General features: G+C 69.2%; 6 protein-coding genes. 2 read left to right on the forward strand and 4 right to left on the reverse strand.

Going from position 1 to position 20,192, the window contains the following annotated elements:
- The coding region (locus HNV26_RS22220) for a non-ribosomal peptide synthetase (protein ID WP_171452866.1) at positions 1–2,221 on the reverse strand (2,221 nt) is incomplete at its 3' end.
- 59 nt (positions 2,222–2,280) lie between these two features.
- Complete coding sequence (locus HNV26_RS22225; protein ID WP_253816904.1) at positions 2,281–6,861, reverse strand: type I polyketide synthase; 4,581 nt, start codon at positions 6,859–6,861, stop codon at positions 2,281–2,283.
- 515 nt (positions 6,862–7,376) lie between these two features.
- Between HNV26_RS22225 and HNV26_RS22230 the strand changes: the two genes are divergently transcribed.
- Together HNV26_RS22230 and HNV26_RS22235 are read left to right on the forward strand one after the other, a co-directional pair.
- Positions 7,377–11,900 carry a type I polyketide synthase gene (locus HNV26_RS22230; protein ID WP_171439449.1) on the forward strand — a complete coding sequence of 1,508 codons (4,524 nt, stop codon included), beginning with the start codon at positions 7,377–7,379 and terminating at the stop codon, positions 11,898–11,900.
- Between the two features lie 55 nt (positions 11,901–11,955).
- The gene (locus HNV26_RS22235) at positions 11,956–15,153 is read left to right on the forward strand and encodes a type I polyketide synthase (RefSeq protein ID WP_171439450.1); all 3,198 of its coding nucleotides are present in this window, start codon (positions 11,956–11,958) and stop codon (positions 15,151–15,153) included.
- Between the two features lie 288 nt (positions 15,154–15,441).
- On the opposite strand, the gene HNV26_RS22240 is transcribed toward HNV26_RS22235, so the two are convergent.
- Both HNV26_RS22240 and HNV26_RS22245 read right to left on the reverse strand, forming a co-directional pair.
- Complete coding sequence (locus tag HNV26_RS22240; RefSeq protein ID WP_171439451.1) at positions 15,442–16,899, reverse strand: ELWxxDGT repeat protein; 1,458 nt, start codon at positions 16,897–16,899, stop codon at positions 15,442–15,444.
- A 220-nt stretch (positions 16,900–17,119) separates the two neighbouring features.
- Positions 17,120–19,975: an ELWxxDGT repeat protein gene (locus tag HNV26_RS22245; protein ID WP_171439452.1), complete on the reverse strand. Its 2,856-nt coding sequence runs from the start codon at positions 19,973–19,975 to the stop codon at positions 17,120–17,122.
- Positions 19,976–20,192 lie beyond the last annotated feature (217 nt).

Raw genomic sequence — 20,192 nt, forward strand, 5'->3', positions numbered from 1 at the left:
CGCGGTGGTGAGTCAGCAGCGCGGCGAGTTCGTCCAGAGAAGGCGTGTGAGGCGGAGCGAGGACGAGGCGCGCGCCGTGAAGCAGGGCGCCCCAGAGCTCCAGGGTGGAAGCGTCGAAGGCGACGGGAGCGAGCTGGAGGAAGACTTCGTCAGGGCCAAAGTGGATGAAGAGATTGGCGAGGACGAGCCTTGCGACGGCTCGGTGAGGAATGCAGACGCCCTTGGGCCGGCCGGTGCTGCCGGAGGTGAACATGACGTAGGCGAGGTCATCACCACCCACGGCCACGGAGGGAGGCGCGTCATGTGGCAACGCGGCGATGAGGTCCGCATCTGCGTCCACACATACGTGCTTGCTGTTGGATGCAGGGAGTCCTTCCGCCAATGGCTTCGTCGTGACGAGCACGCCGATGCCGGCCTCCTGAAACAGCAAGGAGATGCGCTCGGCGGGGTAGTGGTGGTCGATGGGCACGTAGGCGCCGCCGGCCTTGAGAATGGCGAGCAGGCCCACCACCATGTCCGGAGAGCGCTCCAGGCACAGGCCCACGCGGGTGCCTCGGGAAACGCCGTACGTGCGCAGATGATGCGCGAGCTGATTGGAGCGGCGGTCCAGCTCCGCATAGGTGACGATGCTCTCCCCGCTGACGAGCGCCACGGCGTCTGGCGTGCGAGCCGCCTGCTCGGAGAAGAGCGAGTGAATTGGCGTCTCACGCGGAAACGCTGTGGACTTTGCGTTCCAGTCGACCAGGAGTTGCTGACGCTCCTCGGTGCGCATCAGGGGCAGCTCGGAGAGTCGCTGGTCGGCGTTCTCCACCACGCTCTCCAACAGGCGGACGTAGTGGCGCTCCATCCGTTCGACGGTCTTCGCGTCGAACAGGTCCGCGCAGTACTCGATGCGGCCGATGAACCGGTCCGGCCGGTCCTCGCGCAGCTCCATCAGCAGGTCGAACTGGGACGCGCCCAGATCCAACTCCACGTAGCGCGCGAGCAGGCCCGGAATCCGCAGGGCCGGCTGAGGCACGTTCTGGAGGACGAAGACGGCCTCGAAGAACGGGTTGCGGCTGGGGTCGCGGGGCGGTTGCAGCTCCTCCACCAGCTTGTCGAAGGGCACGTCCTGGTGTGAGTAGGCATCCAGGCAGACCTGCCGCACTCGGTGGAGGAACGAGCGGAAGGTCGGGTCCCCCGACGCATCCGCACGCATCACCAGCATGTTGACGAAAAAGCCGATGAGCGGTTCGAGCTCGGGCGCCCGGCGGTTGGCGACAGGTGAGCCCACCGCGAAGTCCTGCTGGCCGCTGTAGCGGTGCAGCAGCGTCTGGTAGGCAGCCATCAGCACCATGAAGAGCGTGGCGCCTTCCTTCTGCGCCAGCTGCTTGAGCTTCCGGGCCAGCTCTGGCTCGAGCCGGAAGTGGTGCCACCCGCCGCGATACGTCTTCAGCGCCGGTCGGGGATGGTCCGACGGCACGACCAGCGCGGGAGGCTGCGGCGTGAGCTGCCGTCGCCAATAATCGAGCTGACCGGCCAGCTCCCGCGTTTCGAGCTGCTCTCGCTGCCACCGCGCGTAGTCTGGATATTGGAGTTCCAGCTCCGGCAGGGGCGAAGGCAGGCCCTCCTCGAAGGCGTTGTAGAGCGCCATCAACTCCTGGAGGAACACGCCCAGGGACCACTGGTCTGTGACGGAGTGGTGCAGGGTCAACAGCACCAGTGCGTGCTGCGCGGCGAGCCGCAGGACGCCGACTCGCAACAGCGGCCCGGCGGAGAGGTCGAACTCGAAGTTGGCCTCCGCGATGATGCGGCGGCGTACCTCATCTCCCTGCGCCTCCGGGGACAGCGCCGACAGGTCCTCTTCCGGGAGGGTGAGCTCCAGCGAGGAGGCGACCACCTGCACCGGATCTCCGCCGTGGCTCCTCAGCGTCGTGCGCAGGGATTCGTGACGGCGCACCACCTCGTTCACACAACGGGTGAGCAGGGCCCGGTCCAGCCGCCCGAAGAACTCCACGCTCACATGGACGTTGTAGGCAGCCATGCTGCTGGGATCCAGCTCATGCAGGACCCACAAGCGCTGCTGAGGAAAGGACGCCGGAGCGGGCTCGTTGCTTTCGCGCCGGACCAGGACGGGCGCCGCCGCGTGAGGCTGCGCCGACTGCTGCTCCTGGAGGAGCAGGTCGAGGAGGGCGCGCTGCGAGGGAGAAAGCTGCTCGAGGGCCCGAGAGATGTCAGTCATCGAAGTCGATATCCAGAAAGTGGGAGATCGGGTGCTCCAGCGGGGGCTGGAGCTTCCGTTCACGCGGCCTTCACGCCGCGGCGTCGAAGCTCTTCAGCGAGCTCCTGCTCGGAGACGCGGGTGACCCGGTCGAGCAGCTCGCGATAGAGGGATTCCTGTTGCCGCGCCTGGAGGTCGGCGATTGCCTTCGCCAGACCCGCCACGGTGGGCGACGTGAAGAGCAGTGCCAGATTCAGGTCCAGCTGCAACCGTGAGCGCAACCGCCCGACGACCTGCGTGGCGAGCAGCGAGTGCCCGCCCAGTTCGAAGAAGTGGTCGTGCCGCGCCACCTGTTCGACGCCCAGGACCTCCTGCCACAGGCCCGCGATGACGCGCTCCAGCTCATTGGCGGGAAGCTCTTCGTCTCCGGTGCGGACCTTGCGAGCGACCTTGGGCAGAGCGACCGCCCGTTGGAGCCACGCAGTCAGTCGCCGAGACACATCTCCCGTGGCCACCACCACCGGGCCATCCAGGCCGCCGGTGACGACCCGCTGGAAGGCCTCGGTGGCTTCGTCCTTGGTCATGGCATAGGGCTCGAGGTCAGGAGCGCGTGCATCGCTAGCGCCGGCCGCTCGCGGCCACGGGTCCCAGGCCACGCTCATCCAAGGCGTTCCTGTGCCTCGGCTGCGGTGGGCCGCGAACGCATCCACGAAGAGGTTGGCCGCCGTCGAAGGCGTGTCGCCGAACGGCGACAGCACGGCGGCCGACGCGGAGAACAGCATCACGAAGTCCAGCGCCCGGCCGCGCAGGACGTCCTCCAGCACGTACGTGCCGCGCACCTTGGCGCGGAAACGCGCCTCCGCGTTCGGGTTCGTCGCGGAGGGAAGGTCCGCGCAGTGCAGCACCCCGTGGAGCGCGCCGAAGCGCTGGTCCACCTCGGCCAGGGCTTCCTGCATCCAGTGCGGCTTGGAGACGTCGGCGCTCAGGACGAGCACCTCTGCTCCGTGTGACTCCAATTCACGCACGCGCTGGATGAGCAGGCTGGCGTCGTCGTCCTCACCCTGGGTGGAGATCCAATCGTCCCAGAGTCGGCGGGGCGGCAGCGGCGTGCGGCCCACCAGCGCCAGCCGCGCCTGCTTCGTGCGTGCCAGATGGCTGGCCAGCAGCAGGCCCACGCGGCCCAGGCCCCCGGTGACGAGGTACACGCCGCGCTCACGCAGAGGCCGCGCGGAGGCAGCCGTCTCCGTCAGCCGAACCGGAGACAGCTCCTGGACCCAGCGGCGTGAACCGCGCAAGGCCACCCGGACGTCTCGTGCCTCCGTGACGAGCTCGGCGACGAGCTGTGCCGCCAGCGCCGCAACGCCTTCTGCACCAGGGAGGATGACATCGACGCCGCGCGCGGTGATGTGCACGTGTTGCTGCGACAGCACCCGGCAGGGGCCCAGCAGGGGCGCCTTCTCCGGCAGCGCCTCCGCTCTGCCGTCCGGGTCGAACAGGTGGTTGGAGATGACCTCCACCCGTAGGGGGCGTGCATCCTTCAGTCCGGAAAGGGCTTGCCCCAGGTTCGCCACGCTGTAGTAGCCCAGCGCTTGCGCAGCCTGGAACCGCGTCAGCTCGGACTCGCGCTCGCCCTGCGGCGTCAGGCTCCACAGGTGGACGAACACTTCAGGCCGGGGTGTCAGGTCCTCCAGCGCGCTTAGCAGCGCGACGTAGTCCCCAGGTGCGCCCGGTGCCACGGTGAAGCGCCGATCGCTGTCATGGGAGAACGCGGCGCCCGCGTGCACGGTGACGACGTACTGTCCCGCCTCTTCCAACCGGGAGACGAGCCGCGAGGCCAACGGGCCTCCGTCGGTGAACACCACCCAGCACCGAGGCTGGGCGAGCGCGGAGGGCGCCATCGTGCCCGGGGGCGTGCGCCGCCACGCGGGCAGGTGAAACCAGTCCGCGACATCGGTCAGCTTGCTGGCGCTCACGGCCTGCGAGGCCAGCAGCGCGGCGGACCGGTCCAGTGGAGCAACCCAATACCGCTGCCCTTCGAAAGGATACGTGGGAAGGGGGATGCGCCGGACCGTCTCCGTCCCGTGCACACCGCTCCAGTCCACCTCCACCCCCGCGAGCCACAGCCGTCCCAGCGCATTCAAGAAGACGGCCTCGTCCGGCTGGTCATCCTTGGGATGACGCGCGGAGGAGACGATGGTGCGCGCGCCGGCGGGCTCGCCTTGGAGCCTCGCCACGGCGGTCAGCGACTGCGCGGGTCCCACCTCCAGCAGGACGCGCGTCGAATCCTCCAGCAGCACCTGCATGCCGTCCCGGAAGCGCACGGAGTGGCGCAGGTGGTCCACCCAGTACTGAGGCCGCGTCACCTCGTCCCCCGTGACGGCCTGGCCGGTCCGGCTGGAGATGTAGGGCCGCTCGGGTGGACGGAGCGTCAGTCGGGACACGCGCTCGTGGAAGCGCGGCAGGATGCGCTCCAGCATGCGCGAGTGCGCCGCCGCCTCCACGTGCAGTTGGCGGTGCTCCACGCTGCGCGCCGTCAGCTCCGCCATCAACCGCTTCACCGCCGCCAGTGGGCCGGAGACCACGCACTGCGAGGGCGCATTCACCGCCGCGAAGTCCAGCTCCTGGCCCAGCAGCGGCACCACCTCCGCCTCGGGAAGGCTGATGCTCAGCATGGACCCGGCGGGCAGCTCATCCATGAGCTGCCCACGCAGCGCCACCAGGGCCGCCGCATCCTCCACCGACAGCACACCGGCGATGCACGCCGCCGCGTACTCGCCCAGGCTGTGGCCGAGCATCTGCTCCGGCTCCACGCCGCACGACATCCACAGCCGCGCCAGGGCGTACTCCGTCAGGAAGATGGCGGGCAGCGCGAGCGCGTTGCGGGAGAGCCCCGGAACCTCCTGGAGGGGCTCCTGGTAGAGCACCGTGCGCAGGTCCACGCCCAGGTGCGGGCGCAGGACACGGGCGATCTCGTCAGCGGCCTCGCGGAAGACGGGCTCCGTGCGGTACAGGCCCGCGCCCATGCCCAGGTGGTGGGTGCCTCCTCCCGGGAAGAGGAACGCCACGGGGCGGCCTCGTGCCTCTTGCTTCTGCGTCACCAGCCGCTCTGGCTCCTCGCCTCGCAACACGCGGATGGCGTGCTCGCGGTCCTTCACCACGGCGATGCGACGGTGCTGGAAGGCCTGCCGTCCCACTTGCAGCGTGAAGGCCACGTCCTTCAGCGCCTGCTCCGGGTGCTGTTCCAGGTGGGTGGCCAGCGCCTCCGTCGCGGCATCCAGAGCGGTGCCCGTCTTCGCCGACAATGGCAGCACGTACCAGGGACGGGCGTCCGCGGTGGGGGCGACGGAGGGGGCCTCCTCCAGGATGACGTGCGCGTTGGTGCCACCAATGCCAAAGGCGCTGACGCCGGCTCGGCGAGGGGTAGGGCCCGGCGCCCAGTCCCTCAGGGTGGCGTTGACGAAGAAGGGACTGGCGGCGAAGTCAATCTGCGGATTGGGCTCCTGGAAGTGCAGCGTGGGTGGCAGCTGCTGGTGCTTCAGCGCGAGGACCGTCTTGATGAGGCTGGCGATGCCAGACGCGGCGTCCAGGTGGCCGATGTTGGGCTTCACCGAGCCGAGCGCACAGAAGCCTGTGTCCTGCGTGCTCGCCCGGAAGGCGCGGGTGAGCGCGCGCACCTCGATGGGGTCTCCCAGTTGGGTGCCCGTGCCATGGGCCTCCACATAGGTGATGCTCCGCGCGTCCACCTCCGCGGTCAGCAAGGCACTGCGGATGACGCGTGACTGGCCTTGGACGCTGGGGGCGTTGAAGCTGGCCTTCTGGGCGCCGTCGTTGTTGATGGCCGAGCCACGGATGACGGCGTGAATGGTGTCTCCATCCTCCAGCGCGTCCTCCAGGCGCTTGAGCACCACCAGGCCCGCGCCGTTGCCGAAGAGCGTGCCCTGCGCCTGCGCATCAAAGGCGCGGCAGCGTCCGTCTGGAGATGCAACGCCACCATATTGATACAGGTAGCCGGTGCGCTGAGGCGACTGGAGGGCTACACCGCCAGCGAGGGCCATGCGGCATTCGCCCGCGAGGAGCGCCTGGGCAGCCAGGTGCACCGCCACCAGTGATGTGGAGCAGGCGGTGTGCAGCGAATAGGCCGGACCCTTCAGGTTGAGCCGGTGCGCCACCCGCGTGCTGAGGAAGGCCAGGTCGTTGCCGAGGCCCACCTCGAACGCGCCGAGCATCCCCAGCGCGGCCGGGTTGGAGAAGAGATTGAAGACGTACGTGTTGGTCCGGGCTCCCGCGTAGACGCCGATGTGCTCCCGATAGCGCTCGGGGTCGTAGCCCGAGTCCTCCAGGGCCGCCCAGGCACACTCCAGGAAGACTCGCTGCTGCGGATCCATCACCTCGGCTTCCTTGGGGGTGATGCCGAAGAAGGCCGCGTCGAACAGGTCCGCGCCCTCGATGGGGGCCGCGGCGCGCACGTACTGCGGTGACTTGCGCAGCGCCGGGTCCTCCATGACGGAAGGCTCCAGCTCCGACTCCTGGAGGAAGGTGATGGACTCGACGCCATCCCGGAGGTTCCGCCAGTACGCCTCGGCGTTACAGGCCCCCGGAAAGCGGCACGCCATCCCGATGATTGCAATCTCCAGCCCGTTCCAGTGGGTGTCGCCAGCCATGAGTTCTTGAGTCCCCAAAATGTTCTCGGGAGTCGGAGGTCCCGCACGCTCGCGCGCAGCGGTTCCATTCCGGAGCGCACCGGGGCCCTGGCGCGCGAAACAGCAGGCAGCGAAGCAGGCCCCCCAGCGCTTCAAGTAAAGCAGCTTTCAAGCTGAAAGTCGCTACATCGGTAAAAACTTATAAGGTTCGCCAAGTTACTTTTGCCGTGTAAGTTGGCTAGGCTGTTATCGCTGGATTGAGACTGGGGTTACAACGGTAGGCAATGTCATACTGGTACCAGGATGAGCTACCTGGAGTGTAGTTGCCGTGCTCAGAGAGAGCGGGCGAGCACGCGGCAGGCAGGTGCATGTCGGGCATCCGGTGATCGGGATGCGGGCGTCCCCCTGACGTGAGTTCGTCCAGTCCTTCAGTTCATCGAAGCGCCGCCGAGTCTCGTCCCAGGGGCGCTTGGAGCAGCAGCTCGAGCGGTTCGAGTTCCATCCGCCGTGCGCGAGGAAGCAGGGGGTAGGAAGACATGGGTCGTCACACCCGGTATGAGGGGGACGCGAGTCTCGCGGTAGCCATTGTCGGCATGGCCGCCCGCGTGCCTGGTGCCGAAGACGTGGAGGCCTTCTGGCGCCTGCTGCGTGAGGGCAGGGAGGCCATCACTTTCTTCACCAACGAAGCGATGAAGGCGTTGGGCGTGGAGCCCGGCTGGCTGGCCAATCCAAACTTCGTTCGCGCAGCCCCTGTCCTGGAGCGGCCGGGGCGCTTCGACGCGGCTTTGTTCGGATACGCCCCACGTGAGGCGGAGTTGCTGGACCCTCAGCACCGCATCTTCCTGGAGTGTGCCTGGTCGGCGCTGGAGCACGCGGGCTACGCCCCGGGCCGGTTGACGGTCTCCACCGGCGTCTTCGCGGGCTCCAGCTTGAGCACCTATCTGCTGTTCAATCTGCTCTCTCGGGCGGAGTTCCAGCAGGCCGAGGACACGTTCCCGGCCATGGTGGGTAACGACAAGGACTTCCTCGCCACGCGCGTGGCCTATCACTTCAACCTCAAGGGGCCCGCGCTCACCGTGCAGACGGGGTGCTCGACGTCGCTGGTGGCCACGCATCTCGCCTGTCAGTCGTTGCTGGGCTACCAGTGCGACGTCGCGCTGGCGGGCGGCGTGTCCGTGCACATGCCCCAGCGCACGGGCTACCACTTTCAGGACGGCGGCATCACCTCTCCGGACGGGCACTGCCGCGCGTTTGACGCCAAGGGGCAGGGCACGCTCTTCGGCAGCGGAGCGGGCGTGGTGGTGCTCAAGCGCCTGGAGGACGCGCTGGAGGATGGAGACACCATCCACGCCGTCATTCGTGGCTCGGCCATCAACAACGACGGCGCCATGAAGGTGGGCTACACCGCGCCCGGGGTCGAGGGACAGTCGGAGGTCATTGCTCGCGCGCAGGCCGTGGCGGAGGTGTCCCCGGACTCCATCTCCTACGTGGAGGCGCATGGCACCGCCACGCCGCTGGGCGACCCCGTGGAGGTGCAGGCCCTCACGGAGGCCTTCCGCGCGGGGACGGACAAGCGTGGCTTCTGTGGGCTGGGTTCGGTGAAGACCAATGTGGGCCACCTGGACGCGGCGGCGGGAGTCACCGGCCTGCTGAAGACCGTGCTCGCGCTGGAGCATGGCGAGCTGCCTCCCAGCCTTCACTACGAGAAGCCCAACCCACGCATCGACTTCGAGAGCAGCCCCTTCTACGTCAACGCCGCGCTCAAGCCATGGCCGGAGGGGGACACGCCTCGGCGCGCGGGGGTGAGCTCGTTTGGGATTGGTGGCACCAACGCGCACGTCATCCTGGAGGAGGCGCCTGGCACTCTCCCGGGGGACGCGGCACGCCCTTGGCAGCTCCTGGTGCTGTCCGCGAAGACACCCTCGGCGCTGGAGTCCCAGACGGCCGCGCTGCGGGCGCACTTGCAGGCCCACCCGGAACAGCCGTTCGCGGACGTGGCCTGGACGCTTCAGGTCGGACGCAAGCCGATGGAGCTGCGCCGCGTGGTGGTGTGTGAGGACCGGGAGCGCGCCGTGGCGGCGCTGGAGTCCAGGGACCCGCAACGCGTGTTTACGCTGGCCCCCGGCAACAGCACGCCGTCGGCCGTCTTCATGTTCCCCGGCGGAGGCGCGCAGTACCCGGACATGGGCCGTGGCCTCTACGCCTCCGAGACGGTGTTCCGGGAGGCCGTGGATCGCTGCTGTGAGCTCCTGCGGCTCCGGCTGGGCTTTGACTTGCGGCCCGTCATGTTCCCGGACGCGGCGAATGCCGCGGATGCCGTGCAGCGCCTCAAGCGCACCTCGCTGGCGCTGCCTGCGCTCTTCACCGTGGAATACGCGCTGGCGCAGCTGTGGCAATCCTGGGGCGTGAAGCCCGAGGCGCTCATCGGGCACAGTCTGGGCGAGTACGCCGCGGCCTGCCTCGCGGGTGTCTTCTCCTTGGAGGACGCCCTGGCGCTGGTGGTGCTGCGCGGCAAGCTCTTTGAAGAGCTGCCCGGTGGCGGCATGCTCAGCGTCCCGTTGCCCGAGGCGGAGCTTCGCCCGTTGCTGGGGGATTCGCTGTCCATTGCCGCGATGAACGGACCCGCGCAGTGCGCGGTCGCCGGGAGCGTGGAGGCCGTCGAGGCGCTGGCCGCCGAGCTGACCCGGCGCGAGGTGGAGTTCCGTCACATCCCCATCGACGTGGCGGCGCACTCGCACCTGGTGGAGCCCATCCTCGCGCGCTTCGAGTCCTTCGTGGGGACCCTGACGCGCAATGCGCCCACGCTGCCCATCGTCTCCAACGTCACCGGCACATGGATGACGCCCGAGGAAGCGGTGGACCCGGCTTATTGGACCCGGCATCTGCGGCAGACGGTGCGCTTTGGTGACGGCATCCGCACGCTCTCCGCGCAGCCTGGCCGCGTCTACCTGGAGGTGGGTCCAGGCCGCACGTTGGGGACACTGGCGCGCCTGCAGCTCAATGGGCCCAAGGCCCCCTCGGTACTCTCCTCGCTGCGTCACCCCCAGGACCCGGTGCCGGATGACGCGTTTCTCACCACCACCGTCGGCCGGCTCTGGGCGGCGGGCATGGAGGTGGACTGGAGCGCGGTGCATGGCGGTGCTCGGCGTCTGCGTGTGCCGCTCCCGACCTATCCCTTCGAGGGCCAGGATTACTGGCTGGCGCCGGAGGTGTCCTCCTCGCGTCGCCGGGGTGTCGCGCGCAAGAGCGCGGACGTGGCCGGTTGGTTCTATCTGCCCTCGTGGCAGCGCGCGCCGTTGATGCCCAAGGCAGGGCCCGTGACGCCGCGCGGATGGGTCGTCTACCAGGATGCGGGGGGCCTGGGGGCGGCCTTGGCGGAGCGGCTGGAGCGCCTGGGCCACGGTGTCATTCGCGTGACGCCCGGCCCCGGTTTCCGTCAGGTGACGGAGCACGAGTTCACCGTGGATGGGCGAGAGCGTGAGGACCACGTCCAGCTGCTGCGTGCATTGAAGGCTCGGAGCTTCAACGTGGAGCGCGTGGTGTACCTCTGGAGCCTCGATGTGTCTGGGGCGGACTTCGACGAGGCCCAGGCGCGCGGTTTCTTTGGCGTGCTGCGGCTGGCGCAGGCCCTGTCCGGTGCGGAGCTGCCGGGGCTCGTGGAGTTGACGGTGGTCGGGCGCGAAGCGCTGGAGGTGGAGAGCGCCGATACGGTGGCTCCCGAGCGCGCCACGCTGCCGGCGCTTTGCAAGGTGATTCCGCAGGAGTTGGACACCGTGGCGTGTCGCTACGTGGACGTTCGCACGCCATCGGTGGACGCATTGGTGCGGGAGGTGACGTCGGATGCTCCGGATCCGGTGGTGGCCTGGCGCGGCCCACACCGGCAGGTGCAGGCGTACGAGCCGCTGCGCATCGAAGCGGACACGCCCGTGTCCTGGCCCCTCAAGCAGCGCGGCGTCTATGTCATCACGGGTGGCCTGGGCGGCGTGGGCTTGCGGATGGCGGACCACCTGGCGCGCACCAGGCAGGCGCGGCTGGTCCTGGTGGGGCGCTCCGGCGCGGAGCAGGACGCGGATGGCCGCCGTCGACGTGCGGTGCGGGCGCTGGAGGCCGCGGGCGCGGAGGTGCTGGTGGCTCGTGCGGACGTGGCGGATGAGGCGCAGTTGCGCGCGGTCCTGGCGGAGGTGGATTCTCGCTTTGGCGGGCTGGATGGCGTCATCCACGCCGCGGGGCTCGCGGGCGATGGCGCGGTGTCGTTACTTGGCTCCATGGAGCCGGCGACGTGCGCGCCGCACTTCCGGGCGAAGGTGCATGGCACATATGCACTGGACCGGGCGCTGGCGGGCCGCGCGTTGGATTTCGTGCTGTTGGTGTCCTCCAACGCCACGGTGCTGGGCGGCCTGGGATTGGGGGCCTACGCGGCGGCCAATGCCTTCCTGGATGCTTTCGCGGCGGCGCGCTCGCGGACCGGGGGCACGCGGTGGCTGAGCACCAACTGGGATGGATGGCCGGTGGATGCCGCCGAAGGTGCGAAGGCCGTCCAGACCAGCATCGACCAGTTCGCCATGACGCCTGACGAGGCGGTGGAGGCCTTCCGCCGGGTGGTGGAGGCGCCGCTGGAAGGGCAGGTGTTGGTGTCCACGGGCAACCTGGACGCGCGCGTGGCGCAGTGGGTGCGGCGCGAAAGTGGGGGCGCGAAGAAGGACGCGGGGGGCACGCTGCACTCGCGCCCCGCGCTGGGCACGGAGTACGTGGCACCCACTGATGAGGTGGAGCGCGCGCTCGTGCGTGTGTGGCAGGAGCAACTGGGGCTGGAGCAGTTGGGGATTCACGACAACTTCTTCGACCTGGGAGGGAATTCACTCCTGTGGCTGAAGATCGTCGGGCGCATGAAGCGGGAGCTGGGGCGTGACGTGCCCCTCACCAGTGTCTTCGAGGCCCCGACCGTGGCCACCCTGGCGAAGAAGCTGGGGCAGGGGCCGGCCCCAGCGGAGACCACCGCCTTCGAGTCCAGCCAGAGCCGCGGGGCTCAACGCAGAGAGCGACGCAGCCGTCGCGAGTAGGGCGCGTTCCCACACCGAAGCCTCCTTCGACCTACGAGAACCTGGAGAAGACACCTTGGACAGCAAGCTCGCGCAGGAGTTCGACGACGCCGACGTCGCCATCATCGGCATGGCCGGGCGCTTCCCCGGCGCTCGGGACGTGGACACGCTCTGGGCCAATCTCCGCGAAGGTGTGGAGTCCATCCGCTTCTTCTCCAAGGAAGAGGCCCGCGCGGCCGGTGTGCCGGAGGAGCGGCTGGAGGACCCGTCCTTCGTGCGGGCCGCGGCCATCCTTCCGGAGCCGGAGTCGTTCGACGCGGCCTTCTTCGAGATGCCGCCACGCGAGGCGGAGATCACGGACCCCCAGCACCGTGTCTTCCTGGAGGCGAGCTGGGAGGCGCTCGAGCACGCTGGCTACTCACCGCGTGACTACGGTGGCCCCATCTCCGTGTTCGGCGGCGCAACGCTCAACACGTACCTGTTGATGAACCTTGCGCGGAACCCACGCGTGCTGGAGTCCTTCGAGCCGGTGCAGGTGAACATCGGCAACGGGGGCGACTTCCTGGCCACCCGCGTCTCGTACAAGCTCAACCTGAGGGGCGCCAGCCACACCGTGCAGAGCGCGTGCTCCACCTCGCTGGTGGCGGTACACCAGGCCTGCCAGAGCCTGCTCAATGGCGAGTGCGACATGGCGCTCGCGGGCGGTGCGTCCGTCAACGTGGGATTCTTCAACGGGTACCGGCACGCGGAGGGCGGCATGGCCTCGCCGGATGGTCACTGCCGGCCTTTCGATGCGAAGGCGCAGGGCACGCTCTTCGGCAGCGGCGTGGGCGTGGTGCTGCTGAAGAAGCTGCGAGCCGCGGTGCGGGACGGTGACACCATCCACGCCGTCATCAAGGGCACGGCCACCAACAATGACGGTGCGCTGAAGGCGGGCTTCACCGCGCCCAGCGTGGAGGGCCAGGCGCAGGTGGTGGCGGAGGCGCTCGCGGCGTCGGCACTGGAGGCGGACGACATCAGCTACGTGGAGGCCCATGGCACCGCCACGCCGCTGGGCGACCCCATCGAGGTGCAGGCGCTCACCAAGGCCTTCCGGGCCACCACCCAGCGGCGGCGCTTTTGCGCGTTAGGCTCGGTGAAGGGCAACCTGGGCCACCTGGACGCGGCCGCGGGCATCACGGGCCTGATGAAGACGGTGATGGCGCTGAAGCACGGCGAGCTGCCGCCCAGTCTTCACTACGAGCGGCCCAATCCAGCCATCGACTTCGACAGCAGCCCGTTCTACGTCAACGCCTCGCTCAAGCCTTGGCCCGCGGGAGACTCGCCGCGGCGCGCGGGCGTGAGCTCCTTCGGCGTGGGCGGCACCAACGCGCACGTGGTGCTGGAGGAGGCGCCCCGGTTGCCCGCGAGCGCACCCTCGCGACGCGCCTGGCACTTGTTGCCTCTGTCGGCCCGGACGCCCTCCGCCTTGGAGGCGGTCACGGCGCGGCTGGTGGCGTCATTGAAGAACCAAGGGGGCGGGAATCTGGCGGACGTGGCCTGGACGCTCCAGGCCGGACGCCAACGTTTCCTGCACCGTCGCTTCGTGTTGGCGCGCAGCGCGGAGGATGCGGTCGACGCGCTGTCACAGCCACAATGCCCTCGTGTGTTTACGGAGGCGCGAGACGCGGTGGAGCGCTCCGTGGCGTTCCTCTTCCCGGGCCAGGGGTCGCAGCACGTGGACATGGGGCGAGCGCTTTACGAGGCAGAGCCCGTCTTCCGCGCCGAGGTGGACCGCTGCGCGGAGTTGCTGAAGCCCCACCTGGACGGACTGGACCTGAGGACGGTGCTGTACCCTGAGCCCGAGGCCGCCGAGGTCAGCGGGACGAAGTTGGCTCAGACGGCGCTCACGCAGCCCGCGCTCTTCACGCTGGAGTACGCTACCGCGCGCCTGTGGATGTCCTGGGGCGTGATGCCGCAGTCGATGCTGGGACACAGCATCGGCGAATACGTGGCGGCGTGCCTCGCGGGTGTCTTCTCGCTGGAGCACGCGCTGAGACTGGTGGCCGCGCGTGGCCGGCTCATGCAGGGTCTTCCTTCCGGTGCGATGCTGGCGGTGCCCCTGTCCGAGGACGAGGTTCAGCCGTACCTGCGCGCAGGCGGGGCGGAGCTGAGTCTGGCGGCCGTCAATGGCCCCATGCAGTGCGTGCTGTCGGGGACGCACCCCGCTGTCGAAGCGGTGCGAAGGCAGCTCCAGGAGGCGGGGATTCAGTGCCAGGCGCTGGTGACGTCGCACGCCTTCCACTCGTCGATGATGGACGCCATCCTTGACGCGTTCGCCGCGCAAGTGGCCACGGTGCCGCTGGCGGCGCCCACGCTTCCATTCGTCTCCAACGTCACCGGCACCTGGGTGACCGCCGAGCAGGCGACGAGCCCTCGTTACTGGGCCGAGCACCTGCGCGGGACGGTGCGCTTCGCGGACGGCTTGCACGCGCTCCTCAGCGACGCCAGGCGCGTGTTGCTGGAGGTCGGCCCGGGCCAGGTACTGGGGAAGCTGGCGAAGCGTCACCCCGCGTTTACGGCCTCGCACTCCGTGCTGGCTTCCATGCCACCGCCCAAGGACGACCGGGCCACCGCCGGCATGGCGCCGCTGGCCGATGAGACGCTCGGCCGGCTGTGGCAAGCGGGCGTCCGCGTGGACTGGAAGGGGTACCATGGCGCGGAGCTTCGATATCGGGTGCCACTTCCCACCTATCCCTTCGAGCGCCAGCGCTTCTGGAACGAGCCCGCCGCCGTCGAGCCTGCGCCTCGGAGCACGATTGCATCCCAGCCCGTGGCGTCGGTGCCGGACGCCACCCCGCCTCAGGCATCGCAGGCGGAACCGGGGGGCGACGCTGTCAGTGCTCGTCCGTATCAGCCGCGCCCACAGCTTCGCAGTGCGTATGTCATGCCGGGAACGCCACTCCAGCGGTCGCTGGTGGAGCTGTGGCAGGAGATGCTGGGCGTGGCGCCCATCGGAATCCAGGACAACTTCTTCGAACTCGGCGGCGACTCGCTCATCGCCGTGCAGCTCAGTGGCCGCATCAAGAAGCAGTTGGGCTTGGACCTGCCTGCATCGAGCCTCTACGAAGGCGTCACCGTGGAGTCCCTGGCGGCGCTGCTGAAGCCGGCGGAAGCGGTGGGGCAGGAGCGCCGTGAAGAGGCGCCGGCGGCGAGCGCTTCGCTCCAGCGTCGCAAGCAGACCCTGGCGCGCCAGCGCGACCTTCGCCGCTTCGATGACGACGATGACGTGTGACGGTTCCGCCGCTGGCCCCGAGGCGCCGCTGACCGCGTGAGCCCGAGCGCCAATAGGATGAGTGGGAGCCGTCTGAATCCCTTGCCCTTGATTCCTCCTCCGCAAGGCGGCATGCCTCATGTGGCGAAGGAAGCAGGGGCACCGCGCGCGACGAGCCATCTGCTCGGAGGATGGCTCGTGCGGGTCTGCCACGGACACAGGGGCTGGCGGGGCGTGTCTCTGGTGAGGCCTCGCTCATGGGACGGGGCGATGGCCGCGCCGCTGTGTGCAACGCGCGGGCGCCTCGCGCTAACGCGCCCGCGCGCAGCGGTCCTCGGGACGGAAGGGCAGGGCATACAGCTCGCGCCCAGTGCTTCCCTCGGCGGTGAAGAACACGTCCCAGCCGGAGCGGATGAAGTCGCGCGGCGAGGATGAGGCCGGGCCTGGAGCCAGCTCGTCGAGCGCCCGCGTGCCGGAGGGGGTGCCGTCACTCACCCACGGCTCGGCCCCACGTCCCGGCGTCGTCGCGCTGAAGAACAGCCAGTCCTGGAGGGCCGTCACGTTCTCGGGGGAGGACCCCTCGGCTCCGGGCACGACGTCCCTGAAGAGCCGCGTGCCGGAGGCCGAGCCGTCGCTCACCCACAGCTCGCGTCCGTGCGAACCATCATCCGCGGCGAAGTAGAGACGCCCTCCGCGCACCGCCAGGGAGGTGGGCTCCGAACCCGCGGCGCCTGGGAGGAGGTCTTTCACCCGCCGCGTCCCCTCAGGCGTGCCGTCGCTCACCCACAGCTCCTCTCCCTCGGGCAGCCCCGAGCCGGCGCTGAAGTACAGCTTGCCGTGGAGCGCCACCAGGTCGTGGGGGTACCTCCCCGGGAAGAAGCGGAGCGGGCGCGTGCTGGAGGCAGTGCCCTCCGTGACGTAGAGGCTGGCCTCGCCGTCGTTGACGTCCACCAGGAAGAAGAGCTTCCGGCCCACCGACTTCATGCGGAAGATGCGCGCTTCGTCGTTGCGCGAATCGTCGGGGACCTTGAGCAAGGGGGTGAAGCCCGGCCCACCGTTACTGCGCACCAGCCAGTTCTCATCTTCCATGGTGATGACGAAGTAGAGAAATCCGTCGTGGACGATGAAGCGGCGCGGGAAGGAGCTGGCCTGGCCGGGAGCGGTATCCTCCACCATGAAGGTGCCCGCCTCGGTGCCATCGCTCGTCCACAGCTCGTACCCATCCGTGCCATCGGGGAGCACGGTGGAGAAGTAGAGCCGGTCCTTGTAGGCCACCAGCGTCTGTCCCTCGCCGAAGCTGGCGTCGATGGGGAGCACCCGCTTCACCAGGTACGTGCCCGCCTCGGTGCCATCGCTCGCCCACAGGGCGCGGCCTCGCACGTCGTCATCCGCGAGAAAGAAGAGGCGGTCCCCCACCATGGTGAGATCCGTGGGCCCCGAGCTCTCCAGCCCCCGCGCGATATCCCTCACCATGGCCGTCCCGGCGCCCCCCGTGCCGCTGCTCTTCCAGAGCTCGATGCCATGGACGCCATCGTTCGCGGCGAAGAAGAGGACGCCCTCTCCGTGGACCAGGTCGTAGACGTAGACGCTCGTGGAGCCGAGGTCCCTGAGTCTGCTGGGCGTGGAGCCACAGGGCGCCCACTCACGCCGGGCCAGCGCAGACATCCCGGTGTCTTCCCCGAAAGGGTCAGGCTCGTCGTCCACCGTCGGGGCGCAACCCGCCAGCAGGGCCAGCAGCACCGGAAAGGGACGCAAGGACTTCATCATGGGTTGCTCCTTGAAGGCGCGTGATGCGCCGGGTGGCGCGGCATTCTGGGGACGGAGGGTTCGTTCCTCACCTGCGCGTCGGTCGCGGGCACCGCCGCCCGCGAGACAGTCCACGCAGGCCCATCACGACGTCAGCGCCTTCGCCATCTACAGGAGGCGAAGGCGCTGACGGAGGAGGAGCCCCAACCCGCTGAGGGTTGAGGACCTGTTGCACGGAGGCTCAGTCCAGATCGCGCACAGGGACGACCCACCACTCCTTGCCCGTGGACAGGTCGTCGGCGTGGAAGAAGACGTTCTGGCCGGAGCGGATGAAGTACCGGGGGAAGGGCATGGAGCCCTTCACGCCCGGGACCAGCTCCTGCAACATCCGCGTCCCCCTCCGCGTGCCGTCGCTCACCCACGGCTCCGCGCCGTGGACGCCATCATCGGCGCCGAAGAGGAGCAGGTCCTCCACGCCGTACAGCTCCAGCCAGAGGAGGGAGGAGCTCGGGCCGGGGTTGATGTCCCGGACGAGCACCGTGCCCGCCTCGGTCCCATCGCTCTTCCACAGCTCCTCGCCGTGGAGCGGACTCGATGCGGCGAAGAAGAACGTGCCCTCGCTGGCGGCGCCGAAGCCCGGATAGGAGACCGACCAGGCGTCACCCGGGTTCACATCCCTCAACAGGCGCGTGCCCTCCGGCGTGCCGTCGCTCACCCAGGGTTCGCGGCCATAGACCTGGTTGTAGGCGAAGAAGAAGGCGGTCCCGCCGACGTCGGTGACAGTCGCCGGGTAGGAGCCCTGGAGCCCCGGCGCGAGGTCGCCCAGCATGAAGGTGCCCTCGGGCGTGCCGTCACTCCGCCATAGCTCCTCTCCGGTGCCGCGCCCCCAGTCCTGGGCGCTGAAGAAGAGCAGGTCCCCCACGACTCGCATGGGCTCGGACGCGAAGCCGATGTCGGTGTCCGACACGCGGTAGGTTCCCTCGGGCGTGCCGTCGCTCCGCCAGAGCTCGGGCCCATACTCGGGGTCGGTGGCGACGAAGATGAGCGCGCCTCGGAGCTCGTTCAGGTTGCTCGGGCTCGAGCCGGTCGCGCCGGGGTAAATGTCCCGCACGAGCACCGTGCCCGCCTCCGTGCCGTTGCTTCGCCACAGCTCGCTGCCGTGGACGCCATCATCGGCGGAGACAAACAGCACCCCGCCCGCCACGAAGGGGACCGCTCGACTCGACTCCGGGCCGGGGCGGAGGTCCCTCACCAGCCGGGTGCCTCGCTCCGTGCCGTCGCTCGTCCACAGCTCGGTGCCGTGGATGCCGTCATCCGCCGTGAAGAAGACCCGCCGGCCGTGGGACACCAGCTCCTGGGCATAGGTGTAGACGGAGATGGAGCCTTCGGGGCCGGGGCGGATGTCCTTGACGAGCCGGGTGCCCTCGGGCGTGCCGTCGCTCGTCCACAGCTCGAGGCCCGTGCTCACGTCGTTCGCGAAGAAGAACAGCCTCCCGTCCGCGTCGACCGCTGAGTACAGCGCCGGGTCCCCCAGGCCGGGGACGATGTCCTGCAACTGGTACGCGGGCCCCGAGCCCGAGTGCCTCGCGTGGCTCGTCTCGACGAGACGCTCGGCCCCGGCGAGGTGGCCGCCAGAGTCGAGCTTCGCGGCCCACAGCTCGGCGCCGCGGTAGCGGTCCTGGGCCACGAAGAACAGCCGCGAACCGGAGCGGGTGAAATCGCGGGGGGACGAGGAGAAGGCCCCCGGGGCGAGGTCCTCCACGCGGCGGGTGCCCCCGCGTGTCCCATCGCTCGTCCAGAGCTCGTGGCCCTTGTGGGGCTCGTAGGCGGTGAAGAAGAGCCGGCCGCCCACGGCTGCCAGGTAGGCGAGGCTGGGGCTGGGCTCTCCGGCGCGGAGGTCCTTCACCAGGCGCGTGCCGCCGGGCGTGCCATCCGTCCGCCACAGCTCGTCGCCGAGCCCCGGCACGTACGCGGAGAAGTAGAGCACCGAGCCCAGCGCGGTCAGCTCCCGGGGATACGAGCTGGCCGGTCCAGGGCGCAGGTCCGCGATGCGCCGGGTGCCGCCCGGCGTGCCGTCACTCGTCCATGGCTCCACGCCCGCGGCCGGGTCCGTCGAGCGGAAGAAGACGCGGCGTCCGGCGGCCGTCATCGCGAAGGCTTCGAGGTTCTCGTCCGGCGTCCGGACATCCCCGAGGGGAACCGTGCCTCGCGTCGTGCCGTCGCTCTTCCACAGCGTCACGAAAGCGGGCGGGTCCTCGCGCTCCTCGTAGTTGAAGAACATGAGGAAGTAGAGCGTCCCGTCCGCGTCCGTCGCGGAGAAGAAAGAGGGGTACTCGTCCGGGTCACCCGACTCGAAGCGGCGCACGCGCGCCGTGCCCGTCGTCGTCCCATCCGTCCGCCATAGCGCGTCCGCGGCGAAGAAGTAGAGGAAGTCTCCAGACACCACCAGCTCCCGGGAGCGCTCCTGCCCGGGGACGATGTCCACCACGCGCGCGGTGCCTCGGCGGGTGCCATCGGTCTTCCACAATTCGGTGCCGTGTGCGTCATTGGTGACGAAGAAATAGATCGAGCCCTTGAAGACAGTCAGCCCCGGCGACCGATACGCGTTGTAGAGCGGGTCGATGTCCATGAGGTACGAGGTGCCACCGGCGGTGCCATCGCTCTTCCACAGTTCGGCGCGGTAGTCGGGCGTGGCCCTGATGAAGAAGAGCGTCCGTCCCATCGCCGTGAGCGCGTGCAACTCCGAGCTCTCGGGGCCGGGGGTGAGGTCCTCCACCAGGCGGGTGCCTCGACTGGAGCCGTCGCTCTTCCACAGCTCGATGCCATGCGCCGCGTCGGTGATGAGAAAGAAGAGCGTCCCCGCGACGTCCGTCAGGGACGTGGGGGCGGAGCCGGGCTGTCCCGGCACGATGTCCTCCACGCGGGACGGGTTCCCCAGCCCCTCATCCTGGGCGCGGGTCGCCGTGAGCACCGGGGGCGCGTGCTGCGCGTCTTCGGGCCCGGGAGGAGCCGACGGCGTGGACGATAATGGGCCACAGGCAACGGCGAGGGGCAGCGCTGAATAGAACAGTCGCTGGAGCAACGGCCGCGCGGACATGTGCCACCTTCCTTTCAATGGGCGTCGCTTCGAACGCGTCGCGGGCAGTAAGCTGGGCGCGAGGCGCTACCACGCCAGCAGTGCCTGAGAGGGGGATGGCTGTCATGCGCCCGGCATGTTGCCGCTGGACACAGGGGGTTCGTGCCACACTTGGGCGCATGCCCGAAGCGCTGGGTTGCCAAACCTCCGCCCTGGCCTCCAGCTTCGTCCTGGTACA

Origin of the sequence: Myxococcus xanthus (assembly GCF_013116825.1) — a bacterium.
In the GTDB taxonomy this organism is placed as follows: domain Bacteria; phylum Myxococcota; class Myxococcia; order Myxococcales; family Myxococcaceae; genus Myxococcus; species Myxococcus xanthus_B.